At 48.8% G+C, this 17,473-nt stretch carries 14 protein-coding genes; 8 read left to right on the plus strand and 6 right to left on the minus strand.

Annotated elements, in window-relative coordinates:
• Nucleotides 1-11: 11 nt before the first annotated feature.
• The 4 genes from DW947_RS18300 to DW947_RS18315 form a co-directional block, all read right to left on the minus strand.
• The gene (locus tag DW947_RS18300) at nucleotides 12-1,577 is read right to left on the minus strand and encodes an ATP-binding protein (RefSeq protein ID WP_119958596.1); all 1,566 of its coding nucleotides are present in this window, start codon (nucleotides 1,575-1,577) and stop codon (nucleotides 12-14) included.
• Between the two features lie 465 nt (nucleotides 1,578-2,042).
• Complete coding sequence (gene nagB / locus DW947_RS18305) at nucleotides 2,043-2,855, minus strand: glucosamine-6-phosphate deaminase (protein WP_005835260.1); 813 nt, start codon at nucleotides 2,853-2,855, stop codon at nucleotides 2,043-2,045.
• 78 nt (nucleotides 2,856-2,933) lie between these two features.
• Complete coding sequence (locus DW947_RS18310; protein ID WP_005835258.1) at nucleotides 2,934-4,133, minus strand: FprA family A-type flavoprotein; 1,200 nt, start codon at nucleotides 4,131-4,133, stop codon at nucleotides 2,934-2,936.
• A gap of 61 nt (nucleotides 4,134-4,194) precedes the next feature.
• Nucleotides 4,195-5,124, minus strand: coding sequence for a TIGR01212 family radical SAM protein (locus DW947_RS18315; protein ID WP_005835256.1), 930 nt, complete (start codon nucleotides 5,122-5,124; stop codon nucleotides 4,195-4,197).
• Between the two features lie 315 nt (nucleotides 5,125-5,439).
• Between DW947_RS18315 and DW947_RS18320 the strand changes: the two genes are divergently transcribed.
• From DW947_RS18320 to DW947_RS18345, 6 genes are all read left to right on the plus strand, one after another.
• Nucleotides 5,440-6,399 carry an ROK family protein gene (locus DW947_RS18320; protein WP_009037141.1) on the plus strand — a complete coding sequence of 320 codons (960 nt, stop codon included), beginning with the start codon at nucleotides 5,440-5,442 and terminating at the stop codon, nucleotides 6,397-6,399.
• Complete coding sequence (locus DW947_RS18325) at nucleotides 6,392-7,543, plus strand: MFS transporter (RefSeq protein WP_117963607.1); 1,152 nt, start codon at nucleotides 6,392-6,394, stop codon at nucleotides 7,541-7,543. Before DW947_RS18320 ends, DW947_RS18325 begins: the two co-directional genes overlap by 8 nt.
• Before the next feature lie 31 nt (nucleotides 7,544-7,574).
• On the plus strand, nucleotides 7,575-8,336 hold the full coding sequence (locus DW947_RS18330; protein ID WP_005823892.1) for a sugar isomerase domain-containing protein: 762 nt from the start codon (nucleotides 7,575-7,577) through the stop codon (nucleotides 8,334-8,336).
• Nucleotides 8,337-8,538: 202 nt separating this feature from the next.
• Nucleotides 8,539-10,752, plus strand: a complete 2,214-nt coding sequence (locus tag DW947_RS18335) for a S9 family peptidase (RefSeq protein ID WP_117963608.1) — start codon at nucleotides 8,539-8,541, stop codon at nucleotides 10,750-10,752.
• Nucleotides 10,752-11,633, plus strand: a complete 882-nt coding sequence (gene lipA / locus DW947_RS18340) for a lipoyl synthase (RefSeq protein ID WP_016274108.1) — start codon at nucleotides 10,752-10,754, stop codon at nucleotides 11,631-11,633. Before DW947_RS18335 ends, lipA begins: the two co-directional genes overlap by 1 nt.
• Before the next feature lie 46 nt (nucleotides 11,634-11,679).
• The gene (locus DW947_RS18345; RefSeq protein ID WP_117963609.1) at nucleotides 11,680-12,798 is read left to right on the plus strand and encodes a hypothetical protein; all 1,119 of its coding nucleotides are present in this window, start codon (nucleotides 11,680-11,682) and stop codon (nucleotides 12,796-12,798) included.
• On the opposite strand, the gene DW947_RS18350 is transcribed toward DW947_RS18345, so the two are convergent.
• Both DW947_RS18350 and DW947_RS18355 read right to left on the minus strand, forming a co-directional pair.
• A complete protein-coding gene (locus tag DW947_RS18350; RefSeq protein ID WP_117963610.1) occupies nucleotides 12,764-13,468 on the minus strand; it encodes an SAM-dependent methyltransferase in 705 nt (234 codons plus the stop codon). The genes DW947_RS18345 and DW947_RS18350 overlap by 35 nt on opposite strands.
• On the minus strand, nucleotides 13,468-14,325 hold the full coding sequence (locus DW947_RS18355) for an enoyl-ACP reductase (RefSeq protein ID WP_025835705.1): 858 nt from the start codon (nucleotides 14,323-14,325) through the stop codon (nucleotides 13,468-13,470). Before DW947_RS18355 ends, DW947_RS18350 begins: the two co-directional genes overlap by 1 nt.
• A gap of 383 nt (nucleotides 14,326-14,708) precedes the next feature.
• Here DW947_RS18355 and DW947_RS18365 point away from each other — a divergent pair, with 383 nt between their 5' ends.
• Together DW947_RS18365 and DW947_RS18370 are read left to right on the plus strand one after the other, a co-directional pair.
• The gene (locus DW947_RS18365; RefSeq protein WP_117963611.1) at nucleotides 14,709-15,362 is read left to right on the plus strand and encodes an HAD family hydrolase; all 654 of its coding nucleotides are present in this window, start codon (nucleotides 14,709-14,711) and stop codon (nucleotides 15,360-15,362) included.
• A 719-nt stretch (nucleotides 15,363-16,081) separates the two neighbouring features.
• On the plus strand, nucleotides 16,082-17,473 hold the full coding sequence (locus DW947_RS18370; protein WP_005823931.1) for a PTS galactitol transporter subunit IIC: 1,392 nt from the start codon (nucleotides 16,082-16,084) through the stop codon (nucleotides 17,471-17,473).

Raw genomic sequence — 17,473 nt, forward strand, 5'->3', positions numbered from 1 at the left:
AGTTTCTTCTTCTAATCCGCTTTAGCTATTTTCCACCCGCCAATCGTCCGCGTGGCACTGTCAAAATTCACACCAATCTTGACCACACGCCTGCCGTCCGCCCGGTAAGGGATGGCATACTGCTTGCTGTCAATCTGAGCCAACGCCTCTTCCGGGGTACCGTCGTATTTGAACTCGAAGACATAAACGGCATCCTGCAACTGCACCACCACATCCGCACGGCCTACGGAACTCTTCACTTCCGACTCCACATATTGCCCCATCAACCGGAACAGCAAATAGAAAATGGTCTGATAATGCTTTTCGGTCTTGTTCTCCAAATCATTGGGAATGGAGGCAAAGAAGGAACGGGTACGCTCCAGGCAGCTCTCCACATCACCCTTCATCAAGTCGCGAAGGAAAGAGACGACGTAGAAGGTGTTGTTCTGGGCAGGCAAGTGCACGTAAGAGGGAAGCAGGGATTCAATGAACCCTTTACGGACCTCACCGTTGGGATAGGCCAAACGATAGATTTGGAAATTACGGTCATAGCCCTTAATGGTCAGATAACCGCTCTGGTAGAGCACCGGGATGGGACTCGTTATCTGTTCCGTAGGCGCATCAAACTGCTCATCGGTAGCCTCAACACCTTCCAGCGCACGCACATCGAAGTCTGCATGGCGCAGAATATCTATCAGGAAAGTAGGCGTGCCCGTGGAGAACCAATAGTTCTTGTATTCTTTGGAATTGAAAGCATTGAACAGGCTGAACGGGTTGTAAATATCCGCACAAGCCTTACTGAAATGATAACCGTCATATTGCCGCTTCAAATGCAAGCATGCCTCCTCGTAAGTCTCATCATTAGCCTCGGCCATCCGCTCAATATCGGGTTTCAACTGCGTCAGCAGTTCCTCCTCGGTGATGCCGCAGAGGGCACTGAAGTCATCGCGCATACTGATATTTTGCAAATTGTTCAGTTCGCTGAAGATGCTCAGCTGGCTGAACTTGCTGATACCCGTGATAAAAAGAAAACGGAGATATTGCCCCAGCCCCTTGAGAGGACTGAAGAACTTGCGCATCTCGTTGCGAAGCTGTTGTTGCAAAAGGGCATCGGAATTACTGTCAAGCAGAGGAGCATCGTACTCGTCAATCAGCACTACAACCGGCTTTCCGGTCTTGGCGTAGGCACGCAGGATGATGCCTTGCAGACGCTCTGCCGCCCCCTCTTCCTCTTCCTTTTTTCCGTAAATTTCTTCCCAACGAGATAAAAACAAATTCAATTGCCCCGTCAAGTCACGCAGCTCAGTATATTTCGTCAAGCTGAAATCAACGTGCAGCACCGGGCAAACCTCCCATTCCTGCTCCAGACGTTCCATAGCCAGCCCTTCGAAAAGTTCCTTTTTCCCCTGGAAATAGGCCTCCAGCGTAGACACGAGCAAGCTTTTGCCAAACCGACGGGGGCGGCTGAAGAAATAAATTTGGTCTGTATTCACCAATTTGTACACCAGCTCCGTCTTATCCACATACACACAATTCCGCGTACGCAGTTGCTCAAAATTCTGTATCCCTATCGGATAGCGTCTGCCACTCAATTCCATAGCTGCTACTGTTTAAATTACAAGTATGACAAAGATAGCACATATTCCGCAAAAAAGAAAGCACGCCCATGGCTTTTTCATCACAAGCCCTCACTGCAAACCTACTGCACATCTTTTGCAGTAACACTGCAAAGGCGTTGCAGTAGCACTGCAAAACAGTTGCAGTGGCACTGCATCTATGTTGCAGCGGCACTGCAAAAACGATGCACTGGTTTTGCAGTGAGTATTTGGTATCTTTAACATTGGCACCCAAAGCCTTACAGCGGAGCAGAGCCCGTTTTCATCACATAACGCCCTGTCCTGAAAACAGTCAACCAAAATCAGGAGAACAAAAAGGGTGAGGGCAAAATTTGCCCTCACCCTTTTAAATTGCTCTCACTCACCCCTGAAACACCGATGAACAAGCAGATGCAGACAAGCGGTGAGGGTGGTGAGGGTGGAATTGCAAAACTTTTATTAGTTTGCTTATTTCAGCAAGCTTTCCGCATCCAGGTGCTCTGCCTCAATATCCTTGAAGTAGCGGTAAGTACCCACCTTCAATTCTTCGGTAGCCGCATCGTCACAAACGATGATACCCTTTTCGTGCATCTGCAAGGCGCTGATAGTCCACATCTGCATCACGGGACCCTCGACTGCATGATAGAGGGCACGTGCCTTGTTGTGTCCGTTTACGATAATCATTACCTCGCGGGCGCTAAGCACAGTACCCACACCGACGGTCAGGGCAGTCTTGGGCACCTTGTTCACGTCGTTGTCAAAGAAACGGGAGTTGGCAATGATGGTATCGGTAGTCAATGTCTTCTGGCGGGTGCGTGACGAAAGGGAAGAACCCGGCTCGTTGAAAGCGATATGTCCGTCGGGGCCGATACCGCCCATGAAGAGGTCGATGCCGCCGTAGGACTTGATTTTCTCTTCATAGCGTGCACACTCGGCATCCAGGTCGGCAGCGTTGCCGTTCAGGATATTGGTGTTCTCCGGCTTGATGTCTATATGGCTGAAGAAGTTGTTCCACATAAAGGAATAGTAGCTTTCGGGATGTTCCTTGGGCAAACCTACATACTCGTCCATATTGAAAGTCACTACGTTCTGAAAAGACACGATGCCTTTCTTGTTCAGGTCGATAAGTTCCTTGTACATGCCCAACGGAGAAGAACCGGTGGGGCATCCCAATACAAAAGGTTTTTCAGGTGTCGGATTAGCGGCCTTGATCTTGGCAGCCACATAATGTGCAGCCCACTTTGACACGGATTGATAATCCGGTTGAATGATTAGTCTCATTGTGATTGTTTTATTAGGTTAATAAATTAGGGGTAATTTTCAACTTCAATTCTTAATTTTTTAATTCTTAATTTTCAACTACTTCCTATCCTTCTTCAAACGCTCTGCCATGGCACGTGCCAGGTTTTCGCATTGTTCGTAAGTAATGTCCTTCATGGCCTGCTTCATCTCTACCGGGTCGCCCACAATCTCGAACTTGCTCTTTTCGGCAAACTCGCCCATGCGCTTCACGGCGGCACCCGCCCAGCAGAAGGAGCCGAAGTATCCCAGATAGCGTCCCTTCACTTCGCGTACCAGAATCTTGGAGAGCAAGGATTCTATCTCAGGATAAATCTGGTTGCTGTAGGTGGGGCTGCCGATGATAAGTCCGCGATACTTGAATATGTCGGCAATGATATAAGAAGGATTGCTCTTGCTCACATTGTGCATCACGATGTTCTTGATGCCCTGTGCAGAAAGTTCCGCAGCAATGGCTTCCGCCATCTGCTCCGTGTTGCCGTACATGGAACCGTATGCAATGACCACGCCCTCGTCGGCGGCATAACGGCTCAGCTTGTCGTAGATGCCGATAACCTTGGCTATATTCTCCGTCCACACCGGCCCGTGCGTGGAGCAGATGGTGGAAATGGGCAGACCGCCCAGCTTGGCAAGTGCCTTCTGCACCGGAGAGCCGTACTTGCCCACGATGTTGGAATAGTAGCGCACCATCTCGTCCCAGTATCTGTCCAGATTGATGCGCGTATCCAGGAACCCGCCGTCCAACGTTCCGAAACAGCCGAAGCCGTCACCGGCGAAAAGGACTCCTTCCGTTTCGTCAAAAGTCATCATCGTCTCGGGCCAGTGCACCATCGGGGTCATATAGAAACGGAGCTTATGATGCCCCAAAGCCAGAAAATCCTCGTCCTTCACCATGTACTGTTCGCCCGTCACGCCATAAAAGCCCTCTATCATGCCGAAAGTCTGCTTGTTGCCCACAATGATGATGTCGGGGTAATGCTGCTTTATCAGGCGGATAGAGCCCGAATGGTCCGGCTCCATATGGTTGATGATGAGATACTGGATGGGGCGCTCGCCGATAATGCTCTTTATCTTGCGCAGATACACCTCGAAGTAGCAGATGTCCACCGTATCGACCAAAGCGACCGTCTCATCATCTATCAGGTAAGAGTTGTAGGAAACCCCATACGGCAACGGCCACATACCTTCAAACAAATGCTTATTGCGGTCATTCACTCCCACGTAGTGGATTTTTCCTTTTATCACTGTTTTTGGGTTCATAATTATTCTTTATTTAGATTGATTCCATATTTAAAGTTGCGGCAAAAATAATTCTTTTTTCTCACATTTCATACTTCTTTCCCTGATATGCACCGAGTTCTTTCATTCTTTTTTGAACCCGATGATTAAATTCATAATTTTTCAGTCCCCAGTCAGGTGCAATGAGCAGTTCCTTAGGAGACTGGGAGACGAAACGCTCCAGCACCAAGTCCGGCCGCAGATGCTCGATATAGTCTATCACGAGGTCGATATATTCGTCCACACCGAACAGATGGAAATCTTCGGGATGCTGCCGGTACTCTAAAGCCATGCGGGTGCCCCTTATCAGTTGCAGCTGATGCATCTTCAGGGTAGTGAGCGGCAGACGGGACAGTACGCCGGCTTGTACCACGATACTTTCGTGCGTCTCGCCCGGCAGTCCGAGGATGACATGCCCACCGGTCAGGATTCCGCGTGAAGCGGTTCTTTCCACCGCATCGGCGGCGGCATGGAAAGTATGCCCGCGGTTGATGCGGCAAAGTGTCTTGTCGTCGGTACTCTCTATGCCGTACTCCACTAAAAGGAATGTATGCCGGTTCATCTCCTCCAGATAGTCCAGCAGGCTGTCGGGCATACAGTCAGGACGGGTGCCGATGACCAGGCCCACCACCCCGTCTGCCGACAAGGCTTCCTCGTATTTCCGCTTCAGGTCTTCCAGTTCGCCATACGTATTGGTATAGGCCTGGAAATAGGCGAGATACTTCATCTCCGGATATTTGTGTGCAAAGAACTGCTTGCCCTCTTCCAGCTGGCGGGTAATGGATTTCTCCGTACGGCAATAATCGGGGTTGAAGGTCTGGTTGTTGCAATAGGTGCAACCGCCGACTCCTTTGTTTCCATCCCGGTTGGGGCACGTAAAACCGGCATTCAGCGATATTTTCTGTACCTTATAGGGAAAATATCGCTTCAGAAAAAAAGGGAACTCATTATAGAGCGTAGATTTGGTTTCCATACATATTCCTTATGTAAGTGGCAAATATAGGATTTTTCTGTGGGATGAACCTGCAAAAACAAGAATACTTTCCACCCGATTTGTTAACGAACATAAAACAAAGAATTTCCACCTGCACTAAAAAATGTTTCATCCACTGATATATAACTAATTAATTGAGAAAGAGTACATCCAAGCGCAATTACATTAAACACAATTTAGTGATTAGACACTCTTTTTACACACAATTTTCTCAGTTTATACACCTCAAGAATGAAATAAATTCATAGCTTTGCATACAACCTTAATGAATCAACCTATAAATACTATAACACCATGGCAACAATCGCATTGGACATAGGCGGCACAAAAATAGCCAGCGCCATTTTCTTTCCGGACGGAAGCATGATGTTTAACCGCAAACGGCTCCTGAAAGGAAGAACCGGACACGAAGTGGGCAAGCTCGCCGCGGATATCCTCGCCAAACTTCTTACCGTAGCACGCAGAAGCCGTATACACGTCGACGGAATAGGTGTCTGCATCCCCGGTATCGTTTACTCCCAAACCAACCGGGTATGGGCCCCCAACATACCGGGCTGGGACAACTACCCCCTCTATGAGGAGCTGCGCAGTGTAACGCCTCCGGGCATCGAGATATACATCGACAGCGACCGTACCTGCTATATGTATGGAGAGATGTGGCAAGGTGCCGCCAAAGAATGTCACAGTGCCATATTCATTGCCGTGGGAACCGGTATCGGTGCCGGCATCATCATCGACGGGCACGTGTTGCACGGAGCCAACGACATTATCGGCGCCACCGGCTGGATGGCCCTGCAACCTCCCTACCGGGAAGAGTATGACGCATGCGGATGTTTCGAATATTACGCTTCCGGCAATGGTATCGGGGCACGGGTACGCGATGCCGTACGCGCCAACAAGTCATATAAAGGAAAACTGCGCCAGAAACCCATCTGTCGCATATCGGCCTATGATGTGTTCAGTGCCTATAATGAAAAAGACCCTATTGCCATCTCCGTATTGCACAAAGCTGTCGAGATGTGGGGCATGGCTTCCGCAAATCTGGTCAGCCTGCTCAACCCGCAGAAGATAATTTGGGGCGGAGGCGTATTCGGCCCTGCCGGTATCTTTATAGATGACATTTACAAGGAAGCCTGCAAATGGGCGCAACCGCTCAGCATCAAGCAGGTGGAATTTGTACCTTCTCAATTGTCCGGTAATGCCGGACTGATAGGAGCAGCGTTTCTTGCCATCAAAAATCACTTGTATGAGTAACAGTTATCACAAGAATCTCGTATTCACGGCAGCGTGCATCGGGATGTGTTTCTTCGGAGTCTCCATGATTACATTGGGAGCAGTGCTGCCATCCCTCATAGCCAAGCTGAATCTGAGCGGGTTGCAGACAACCTCACTGGTCACTTTCCTGCCTCTGGGCATGCTGGCCGGTTCCCTGATTTTCGGTCCCATCGTAGACCGGTTCGGACATAAAGCCCTGCTGGTGCCCAGCTGCATCATCGTACTGCTGGGGATGGAAGGACTTGCCTTCTTTGAAAGCGTGCCACTGCTGCAAGCTTCCATCGTCGGCATCGGCCTGGGCGGAGGCATCCTCAACGGAGAAACCAATGCATTGGTATCCGACATCTCAGGAGAATCCGAAAAAGGCTCACGCCTCAGTTTTCTGGGCATGTTCTACGGACTGGGCGCATTGGGCATACCGATGTTGCTGGGCTCCCTTTCCAGGCATTATTCATTCGAAACCATCTTACTGGGAATTGGCGTAGTGATGCTTGCGGGCATTATATTCTGTATCCCCGTACGCTTCCCCGCCCCTAAGCAGGCGCAAGGTTTCCCGGTAAAAGAGGGATTGGGACTGCTGAAAGAAAGCAGCTTACTGCTACTCAGCTTCATTCTTTTTTTCCAAAGCGGCATCGAGGGTGTCTGCAACAACTGGTCCACGAGTTATTTTGGGCAGATGACGGATATTCCGGCCAATCAGGCATTGATTGCACTGACCTGCATGGTAGCGGGACTGACCGTAGCACGTATGATGCAAGTTGCGATATTCAAGAAGATAAAACCGGAAACCGTGCTGCCCTACAGCCTTACGCTCACTGCCATAGGATTCTGTTTCCTTATGTTCTCGCCGGGTTTTGCACGTGCGGCAGTCGGCATGGTGCTGGTAGGTATGGGGCTGTCGGCCACGTATCCCGTGATACTCAGCATTCTTGGAAGCCGGTACCCGTCCTTATCGGGAACAGCATTCAGCGTGGCGCTTGCCATAGCCCTCATTGGCCAGACTGCAATGAACGGCCTGATGGGCATGATTTCCCAATACGCCAATGGCATCGGGCTTTATCCTTATCTGATGATTGCCTCACTTGCCGTCATGCTCCTTTTGTATAAACGCTCACTCAAATAAATTTATTAACTTCTTAAAAAACAAAAAAGTTATGTTAGCACTCGAATGGTTAAAGAATGCCCATGGCATTATGGAAAAACTGGAGGCTACCCAGTTGGAAAACATCAAAAAAGCAGCCACTGTTATGGCAGATTCCATCGAAGCCGGTCGTTGGGTCCACACGTTTGGTTGCGGCCACGCAACAATTCCCGTAGAAGAAATGTATCCGCGTATCGGCAGCTTTGTAGGATTCCACCCGCTTTGCGAATTGCCTCTGACATTCTTCACGCAGATTATCGGCCAGATGGGTATTCATCAGTTCCTCTTCCTGGAACGGGCAGAAGGCTACGGCCAGGAAATCATGAAGAACTATGATTTTGATTCCAAAGACTGCATGTGGATTTTCTCACATACCGGTATCAATGCCGTCAATATAGACATGGCATTGGAAGCCAAGAAGCGCGGCATGAAAGTTATCGTATACGGTTCGGCCAGCGAAACGGGCGACAAGGCCAGCCGCCACTCCAGCGGAAAGAACCTCTTCCAGTTGGCAGATATCGTAGTGGATTCCTGCGTTCCCCTGGTAGACGCCTCCGTACCTTTGAAGAACCACTTCGACAAGGTAGGTCCGTTGTCTACATTGAGTTTCGTCACCATGGTATGGATGACCATCACTACCGTTGCCGAAATCCTTGCCGACCGTGGCGTACACTTGTACATCCATCCGTCGCACAACGTTCCGGGTGACACAACCGCCCACGAACGACTGGATGCAGCCATTGCAGAATATCAAAGAAAAGTCAAGTGCTTGTAACGAAAGATATTCCAATCATCATCTCATCCAATCATCATCTATGAGTGACGGAGGCCCGCCCCTGCTTCGCCCCCCAAGAAGCAGGACGGGCTTTTTCTGTTCAAAAAGAATAAAATCGGCCCACTGCTTCGATAAATCTTCCCTTTGTTGTATATTTGTTCCCCAGAAAAAATAGGGAAACAGATAAGCATAAAAGATAGATATGAAACAGATAAGCATCGCACTTCTCCTCTGCCTCTGTACGCTGGCAGGTTTCGCCCAAAGTGGCAAGGCGCTCGATTTGAAAGAAATCGTATCGGGCAAGTTCACTCCGAAGAATATTTCCGGCGTTATCCCCATCCCGGGAGACGGGGAACATTATTCGCAGATGAATGCGGACAGGACACAAATCATCAAGTACTCCTTCAAAACGGGAAAACCCGTGGAAGTGCTGTTTGATGCCGCTACCGCACGCGAATGCACGTTCAAGACATTCGACAGCTACAGCTTTGCTCCGGACGGCAGCAAGCTGCTCATTGCCACCGAAACAACTCCCATCTACCGACATTCCTATACGGCTGTGCATTACATCTACAGCCTGAAGCGCAACCTGGACGGTAAAATCAACAATATTGTGGAAAAGCTTTCGGACGGCGGCCCGCAACAGGTGCCCGTATTTTCACCGGACGGCAATCAAGTGGCTTTCGTACGCGACAACAACATCTTCCTTGTAAAACTGCTCTACGGCAACAGCGAAAGCCAGGTGACGGAAGACGGGAAACAGAACGAGGTGCTGAACGGCATCCCCGACTGGGTTTACGAAGAGGAGTTCTCCTTCAACCGTGCGCTGGAATTCAGTGCCGACAGCCAGATGCTGGCTTTCATCCGCTTCGACGAGAAAGATGTTCCCTCCTACTCTTTCCCTCTTTTTGCCGGACAAGCCCCCCACTTCACCCCTTTCGAGAAGTATCCGGGAGAGTATACTTACAAATATCCTAAAACGGGAGAAGTAAATTCCAAAGTGTCCGTACACACCTTCGACATCAAGTCGAAAGTGACCCGCAAGATAAACGTGCCGGTAGATGCAGACGGCTATATTCCCCGCATCCGCTTTACCCAAGACCCCAACAAGCTTGCCGTCATGACACTGAACCGCCATCAGAACCGGTTCGACCTATACTTTGCCGACCCTCGCAGCACGGTAGCCAAACTGGCTCTGCGTGATGAAAGCGATACCTATATCCGCGAGAATGTATTCGACAACATCGTCTTCTATCCGGAAAACTTCAGCTTTGTCAGCGAAAAGAGCGGATACAACCATCTGTACTGGTATAGCATAGGCGGCAATCTGCTGAAACAAGTGACAGCCGGACAATATGAAGTGCAGGAGTTCCTGGGTTATGACCCCGAAGAAGGAAGCTTCTACTTCAGCAGCAACGAGGAAAGCCCCATGCGCAGTGCCATCTACAAGATTGACCGGAAAGGTAAAAAGACCAGACTATCGTCACAAGCCGGAACAAACAGTGCGCAGTTCAGTGCGAACATGAAGTACTATATGAACCGTTATTCCAATCTGGACACTCCGACCGTCATTACGCTGAACGACAATACCGGCAAGACTCTTGCCACCCTGATGGACAATGCGGCATTGAAGCAGGATATCAGCGGCTATGACATGCCACGGAAGGAATTCTTCACTTTCCAGACTTCCGACGGAACCACATTGAATGGCTGGATGATGAAACCTGCCGACTTCTCTGCCGGCAAGAAATACCCGGTACTGATGTACCAGTACAGCGGCCCCGGTTCACAGCAAGTGCTTGACAAGTTCAGTGTAAGCTGGGAAACCTACATGGCATCACAAGGCTATATCGTGGTTTGCGTAGACGGGCGTGGCACCGGAGGACGGGGTGCCGAATTCGCCAAATGCACCTATCTGAACCTGGGTATCAAGGAAGCCAAAGACCAGGTGGAAACCGCCCTCTACATGGGCAACCAGCCTTATGTGGACAAAAACCGCATCGGAATCTGGGGATGGAGTTACGGTGGATACATGACCATTATGAGTATGAGTGAAGGAACACCGGTATTCAAGGCCGGAGTAGCCGTAGCTGCCGTTACCGACTGGAACTACTACGACACCGTTTATGGCGAACGCTTTATGCGCACACCGAAAGAAAACGCCGAAGGCTATAAGGCCAGTTCCACCTTTACCCGTGCCGACAAGCTTCACGGCAACCTGCTGCTGGTACACGGCATGGCGGACGACAATGTGCATTTCCAGAACTGTGCCGAATATGCCGAACAACTGGTACAGCTCGGCAAACAGTTCGACATGCAGGTTTATACTAACCGCAACCACAGTATCTACGGAGGAAATACCCGGTTACACCTATACACGCGGTTGACCAACTTCTTCAACAAAGAATTGAAATAATGCCCGAAAGAGTACGTAAGCCTGAATGGCTCAAAATAAGCATCGGTGCCAACGAGCGCTATACCGAGACCAAACGCATTGTCGAATCGCATTGCCTCCATACCATCTGCAGCAGCGGCCGTTGCCCCAATATGGGGGAATGTTGGGGGAAAGGCACCGCAACCTTCATGATTGGGGGAAATATCTGCACCCGGTGCTGTAAGTTCTGCAACACGGCAAGCGGGAAGCCCTTGCCGCTGGATGCCGATGAGCCTACACATGTGGCAGAGTCCATTGCCTTGATGAAACTCTCCCATGCAGTCGTCACCTCCGTAGACCGTGACGACCTGCCCGACTTAGGCGCGTCGCACTGGGTACGTACCATCCGGGAAATCAAGCGGCTCAACCCTGACACCACCGTCGAAGTGCTGATTCCCGACTTCCAGGGAAGAAAGGAACTCGTGGCACAAGTCATCGATGCACAACCGGAAATCATTTCGCACAACATGGAGACTGTCCGTCGCATCAGCCCCCTCGTACGCAGTGCCGCCAAGTATGAAACAAGCCTGGAAGTGTTGCGGCAGATTGCAGAAAGCAATACTACCACCAAGTCCGGCATTATGGTGGGATTGGGCGAGACTCCGGAAGAAGTGGAAGAACTGATGGACGACCTTCGCCGGGTGGGCTGCCACATACTGACCATAGGGCAATACCTTCAACCCACACACAAGCATTATCCGGTAGCAGCATATATTACTCCCGAACAATTTGCACTCTACAGAGAGAAAGGATTGGAAAAAGGGTTTCAGCAAGTGGAAAGCGCTCCATTGGTACGCTCCTCTTATCATGCGGAAAAACAGATTCATTTTATACAAAAAAGGAGTAAAATAGGAAACATTTAAATTCCCCAGTTGTTATGATGTAAACGACAAAATCATAATACGGATAATGAGCCATCAAAGAATTCTATCATCAAGATTCAATATGTCGCTGGGATTCATCCCCGTTATAATATCCATCATATTATGCGAGTTTATAACGCAGGACATGTCCATCTACATCGGTGCAGGTGTAGGACTCTTGTTTAGCATCTATTCGGTGAGGCATAGAGGAACGCATGTTCCGCAAATCATACTTTACTGTACTACCGGAATGTTACTGCTATTATCGGTAACAACCCTATTCCTCGTAAACTATTGTCCCCGTTTCATGCTTCCGTTCACGCTGGAAATCAGCGCCATCATCCCCCCGTTCATCATCTACCTCAATAGGAGAAGATTTCTGGACTACCACATGTCCCAGACACAGAAATGCTGTAAGCAGCTTTTTGCACAAGGGGCAGAAGCCGCCATCGTATCCGCACGCGTAATCCTTATCATAAGCCTGCTGCATTTTCTGATTATCTTCTTGGCGGTTCTGGTCAGTTACCCTTTGGGAGACACTACCCGCCACATTCTGTTTTATGTGGCGCCTCCCCTCGTCTTCATTTCAGGCATTCTGTTCAACCAGTTCGGTATCTTCTATTTCAATATAGTGATGAACCACACGGTTTTCGTACCGATAGTCAACACCAAAGGAGATGTCATGGGGAAAGCCATCGCCTCAGAAGCCATCAACCGGAAAAACGACTATATCAATCCGGTCATCCGGATTGCCGTTGCCTCACACGGCATGCTGTTTCTCCTCCCCCGCCCCAAATGCAACGTTTTCGAGAAAGACAAAATCGACTTGCTGATGGAGGGTTACCTGATATATGGAGAAACATTGGAACAAGGTGCACACAGAATTTTACGGCAAACGCTTCCCACCGCCCCATTAGACCATTTGCACTTCAACTTCATGTATCATTTTGAGAATGAAGCCACCAACCGCCTGGTCTATCTCTTCACGCTAGACCTGGACGATGACTCCATCTTATGCAATAAGAATTTCAAGGGCGGAAAACTATGGACGTTCCAGCAAATAGAACACAACCTGGGACGGAACTTCTTCAGCAGTTGCCTGGAATATGAATTCGAGCACCTGGAAGCTATTATTTATACAAGAGAAAAATACAAGGAATCTTAGAAAGGTCGGGGGTCTTGCCCTGCCACTCCCTCACTGTCTTGGTTTTGATATACTCCCCTTCACAAGTAATGTTCGCCGCAATGCAGAGCTTGGTCTGCGGACGGCAGTTATGAAGAATATCCTCTATCATCTTATTATTGCGGTAAGGCGTTTCAATGAAAAGTTGGGTCTGGTGTTCATTGTAGACGCGTTGTTCCAGCATTTTCAGCTTTTTGGCACGCTCTGCCGGTTCAATGGGGAGATAACCATGGAAGGCAAAGCTCTGACCGTTGAAACCGGAACCCATAACAGAGAGGATAATAGAAGAGGGTCCCACCAAGGGGACCACTCTCAAGTTTTTCCGTTGTGCAATAGCCACTACGTCCGCTCCCGGATCGGCCACAGCCGGACAACCGGCTTCGGAGATTACGCCCATCGGCTGCCCCTCCACCAGCGGCTTCAGATAGCCGGAGATGTCTTCGGGCGACGTATGCTTGTTCAACGTATAGAATGTCAGCGCATCAATATCTATTCCCTTGTCCACCTTCTTCAGAAACCGGCGTGCCGAACGCACATCCTCCACGATGAAATGGCGGATTCCCAGTATTATCTCCTTGTTATAAGGAGGCAACACCGTTTCAATAGGCGTATCGCCCAAGGTGACAGGCAAAAGATAAAGTGCGATTTCCATTAGCCGTAGATGATATTTCCGTTTTCGTCCTTATACTCATCCAAACCCTTCTCATAGGTAGCCATGGCGCGAAGACTCATACCTACGCTGGAGAAACCTCCATCGTGGAACAAGTTCTGCATAGTAACCTTGCGAGTGAGGTCGGAGAACATGACGATACAGTAATCGGCACATTCATCGGCAGAAGCATTACCAAGCGGAGACATGCGGTTGGCAAAGTCGAACAGCTTGTCCATACCCTTCACACCGGAACCGGCAGTGGTCATCGTAGGAGACTGGGAGATAGTGTTGACACGTACATGGTGTTCGCGTCCGTAGATGTAACCGAAGCTGCGGGCGATGGATTCCAGCAGTGCCTTGGCATCTGCCATATCGTTGTAACCGTAGAACGTACGTTGCGCAGCCACATAACTCAGAGCCAGGATTGAGCCGTAGTCGGCAATGGCGTTGAGCTTCTTGGCAGCTTGTATCATCTTGTGGAAAGAGACAGCGGAGATGTCCAGCGTCTTTTCCAACATATCGTAATCCAAATCGTCATATGTACGTTTCTTACGCACATTGGGAGACATACCAATGGAGTGCAGCACGAAGTCGACCGGGCCACCCAATACTTCCATAGAGCGTTTGAATACATTTTCCAAATCTTCTACACTTGTAGCATCTGCAGGAATCACCTCGCAGTTCAGTTTCTCCGAAAGAGCGGACACTTCGCCCATACGTACGGCAACCGGCGTATTCGACAAAGTGATGGTTGCACCTTCTTCTACTGCTTTTTCTGCTACTTTCCAGGCAATGGACTGCTCATTCAGAGCACCGAAAATAATGCCTCTTTTTCCTTTCAACAAATTGTAACTCATACCTATTTTTAGTAAAATTCGGCTGCAAAGATAGGAAGTTTTTGCATAAAAAGCCCGAAAGTGTGCAAAGAAAAGGGAAGAACGGCAAAAAATACACCGATCACCCACTGCAAAACTACTGCAACGCTTGTGCAGTGCCACTGCAATACTGTTGCAGTCACGCTGCAAAACAGTTGCAGTATCACTGCAAACATATTTGCAGTAACGCTGCACTCCATCTGCAGTACTACTGCAAAACGCATGCAGCAGGAATGCAGTAATAATGCACTGATTATCAGCCCAGGGCTTCCTATTCTGCAAATACCTGATGAAACCCGAGACAGCATTTGAACATGAGCGCAAAAAGCCCTATATTTGCAGCAAACTAAAAAATAGAGAAAGCAATGAAGAAGTTGATTATATTTGACCTGGACGGAACTTTACTGAATACAATAGCCGATTTGGCACAAAGTACAAACCATGCCCTGCAAGCGCTCGGCTATCCCACTCACCCGGAATCGGACTATAACTTCATGGTTGGCAACGGAATCAACAAACTGTTCGAGCGCGCCCTCCCGAAAGGGGAAAAGAGCGAAGAAAACGTCCTGCGCGTCCGCAAGGAGTTTGTGCCTTATTATGACGTGCACAATGCTGATAAAAGCCGCCCTTACCCCGGCATCCCCGAACTGCTGGAACAGTTGCAGGAGAAAGGGATGATATTGGCAGTGGCTTCCAACAAATATCAATCGGCTACCGTGAAACTGATTTCACACTATTTCCCCCACATACGTTTTACCGCCGTCTTCGGACAACGGGAAGGGGTCAACGTGAAGCCCGACCCGACAGTGGTGCATGACATTCTGGACATCACCCGGATATCCCGTGAAGACGTGCTATATGTGGGAGACTCCGGAGTGGATATGCAGACGGCCGCCAATGCCGGAGTCACTGCCTGCGGAGTCACCTGGGGATTCCGTCCCCGCACAGAACTGGAAGAGTTTCATCCGGCACATATCGTAGACAATGCTGCGGACATTGCCGTTATCGCCGCTCTTTGAGAGGGCACTCCCTCCCGAGGTGACAAGGAGCAGGAAGCGATGACAACAGCTATCATCCAGGGTTTATATGGTCAGAACAACACCTGCATTACTCCTTTATCTCCCACCACAAGATATGCCCGTAAATTTTCAGAATATAGCCAATATAACTATCAATCCTCTAAATCTTTTCCCCATAAATCAATATCGGATGGAGCTTTCCATAAGCTCCATCCGACCAATAGTCCTATTGCCAATAAAAAAATCAAATATATCATTATAGTCCAGTTTGTTTCAATGTCTTATAATAACACAGCGAACAGTATTAAAGTTCACTCCATCCGAATTTGGAGAAAAAAGCACGTACACGAGGATCTGTTTCCTCCCCTGACTCTCTTAATCGACATACATGCAAATACAATAAATTTACAAATCGAATTCTTCTTCGTGCAATCATTCATTTTTTGTATTAGAACAGTTTTATTTCCAAGAACAAAAGTAATACTTTCTTTCCAAACGGATATGTACTTTTCAACGTAGAAGATGTGTTATTTGGTTTTCGTGTACGAAAACGAGCAATTTTGTGCACGATAACGACTAATTTCGTCCAAAATCGTTCCATTTACTAATAATTATGCTTTTCGAGTTTGATTAATTGAGAAAAGGTCTTATTTTTGACCCGGTTTTTAATTCATACTATTGCAAAAACAAACTCAATTACCTAATTAAATCACAAGAGAATGGAACAAGTTTTCGGCTATATCATCGGCTTAGGAGCAGCAGTGATGATGCCTATAATCTTTACAATTTTGGGAGTATGCATCGGCATCAAATTCAGTAAGGCGCTAAAGAGTGGTCTGCTGGTAGGTGTCGGTTTCGTAGGTCTGTCAGTTGTCACTGCGCTGTTGACCAGCAGCCTCGGTCCTGCTCTGAGCCAAGTCGTTGAAATTTACGGTCTTCAGTTGAAAGTATTCGATATGGGATGGCCTGCAGCTGCGGCTGTAGCCTATAACACATCGGTGGGTGCATTCATCATTCCGGTATGTTTGGGAGTAAATCTTCTGATGTTATTAACGAAAACGACCCGTACGGTCAATATCGACCTTTGGAACTACTGGCATTTCGCATTTATCGGCGCAGTCGTTTATTTTGCCAGCGACAATATCTGGTGGGGTTTCTTCGCCGCTATTATCTGCTACATCATTACCCTGATTATGGCCGACTATACCGCCGACAAATTCCAGGGATTCTACGACAAGATGGAGGGTATCTCCATTCCCCAGCCTTTCTGCGCAGGTTTCGTTCCATTTGCCGTAGTCATCAATAAAGCATTGGACAAAATCCCCGGTTTTGACAAATTGAACATTGATGCGGAAGGCATGAAGAAGAAATTCGGTTTGCTGGGTGAGCCTCTGTTCCTGGGTATTCTGGTCGGTTGCGGTATCGGTGCTTTGTCTTGCAAGAACGGTCAGGAACTGGTAGACAAGATACCTTATATATTAGGTTTGGGTATCAAGATGGGCGCCGTAATGGAGCTGATTCCGCGTATCACCGCTTTGTTCATCGAAGGCTTGAAGCCTATTTCTGATGCTACCCGCGAGCTGATTGCCAAGAAGTTCAAAGGTGCTGTCGGCCTGAACATCGGTATGAGCCCCGCATTGGTTATCGGCCATCCTGCAACGCTGGTGGTTTCCCTGCTGCTGATTCCCGTAACCATACTGCTGGCTGTCATCCTGCCGGGTAACCAGTTCCTGCCTCTGGCATCGCTGGCCGGAATGTTCTACCTCTTCCCACTGGTACTGCCCATCACGAAAGGAAATGTAGTAAAGACGTTCATCATCGGACTCGTTGTACTGACCATCGGTCTTTATTTCGTAACAGACCTCGCCCCCTATTTCACACAAGCAGCCCACGATGTATACGAGAAGACACAAGATGCTGCCGTGAATATCCCCGCCGGCTTTGAAGGCGGCGCACTGGATTTTGCATCCAGCCCCTTTGCTTGGGTCATTTTCCACCTGACCTACTCGTTGAAATGGATAGGCTCCGGTATCCTTGTATTATGCACATTGTTCCTGATGATTATGAACCGTCGTGCTATCATCAAATACCAGAAATCAATCAAAAATTAA

Source organism: Bacteroides sp. AM44-19, from assembly GCF_003603395.1.
In the GTDB taxonomy this organism is placed as follows: domain Bacteria; phylum Bacteroidota; class Bacteroidia; order Bacteroidales; family Bacteroidaceae; genus Bacteroides; species Bacteroides uniformis.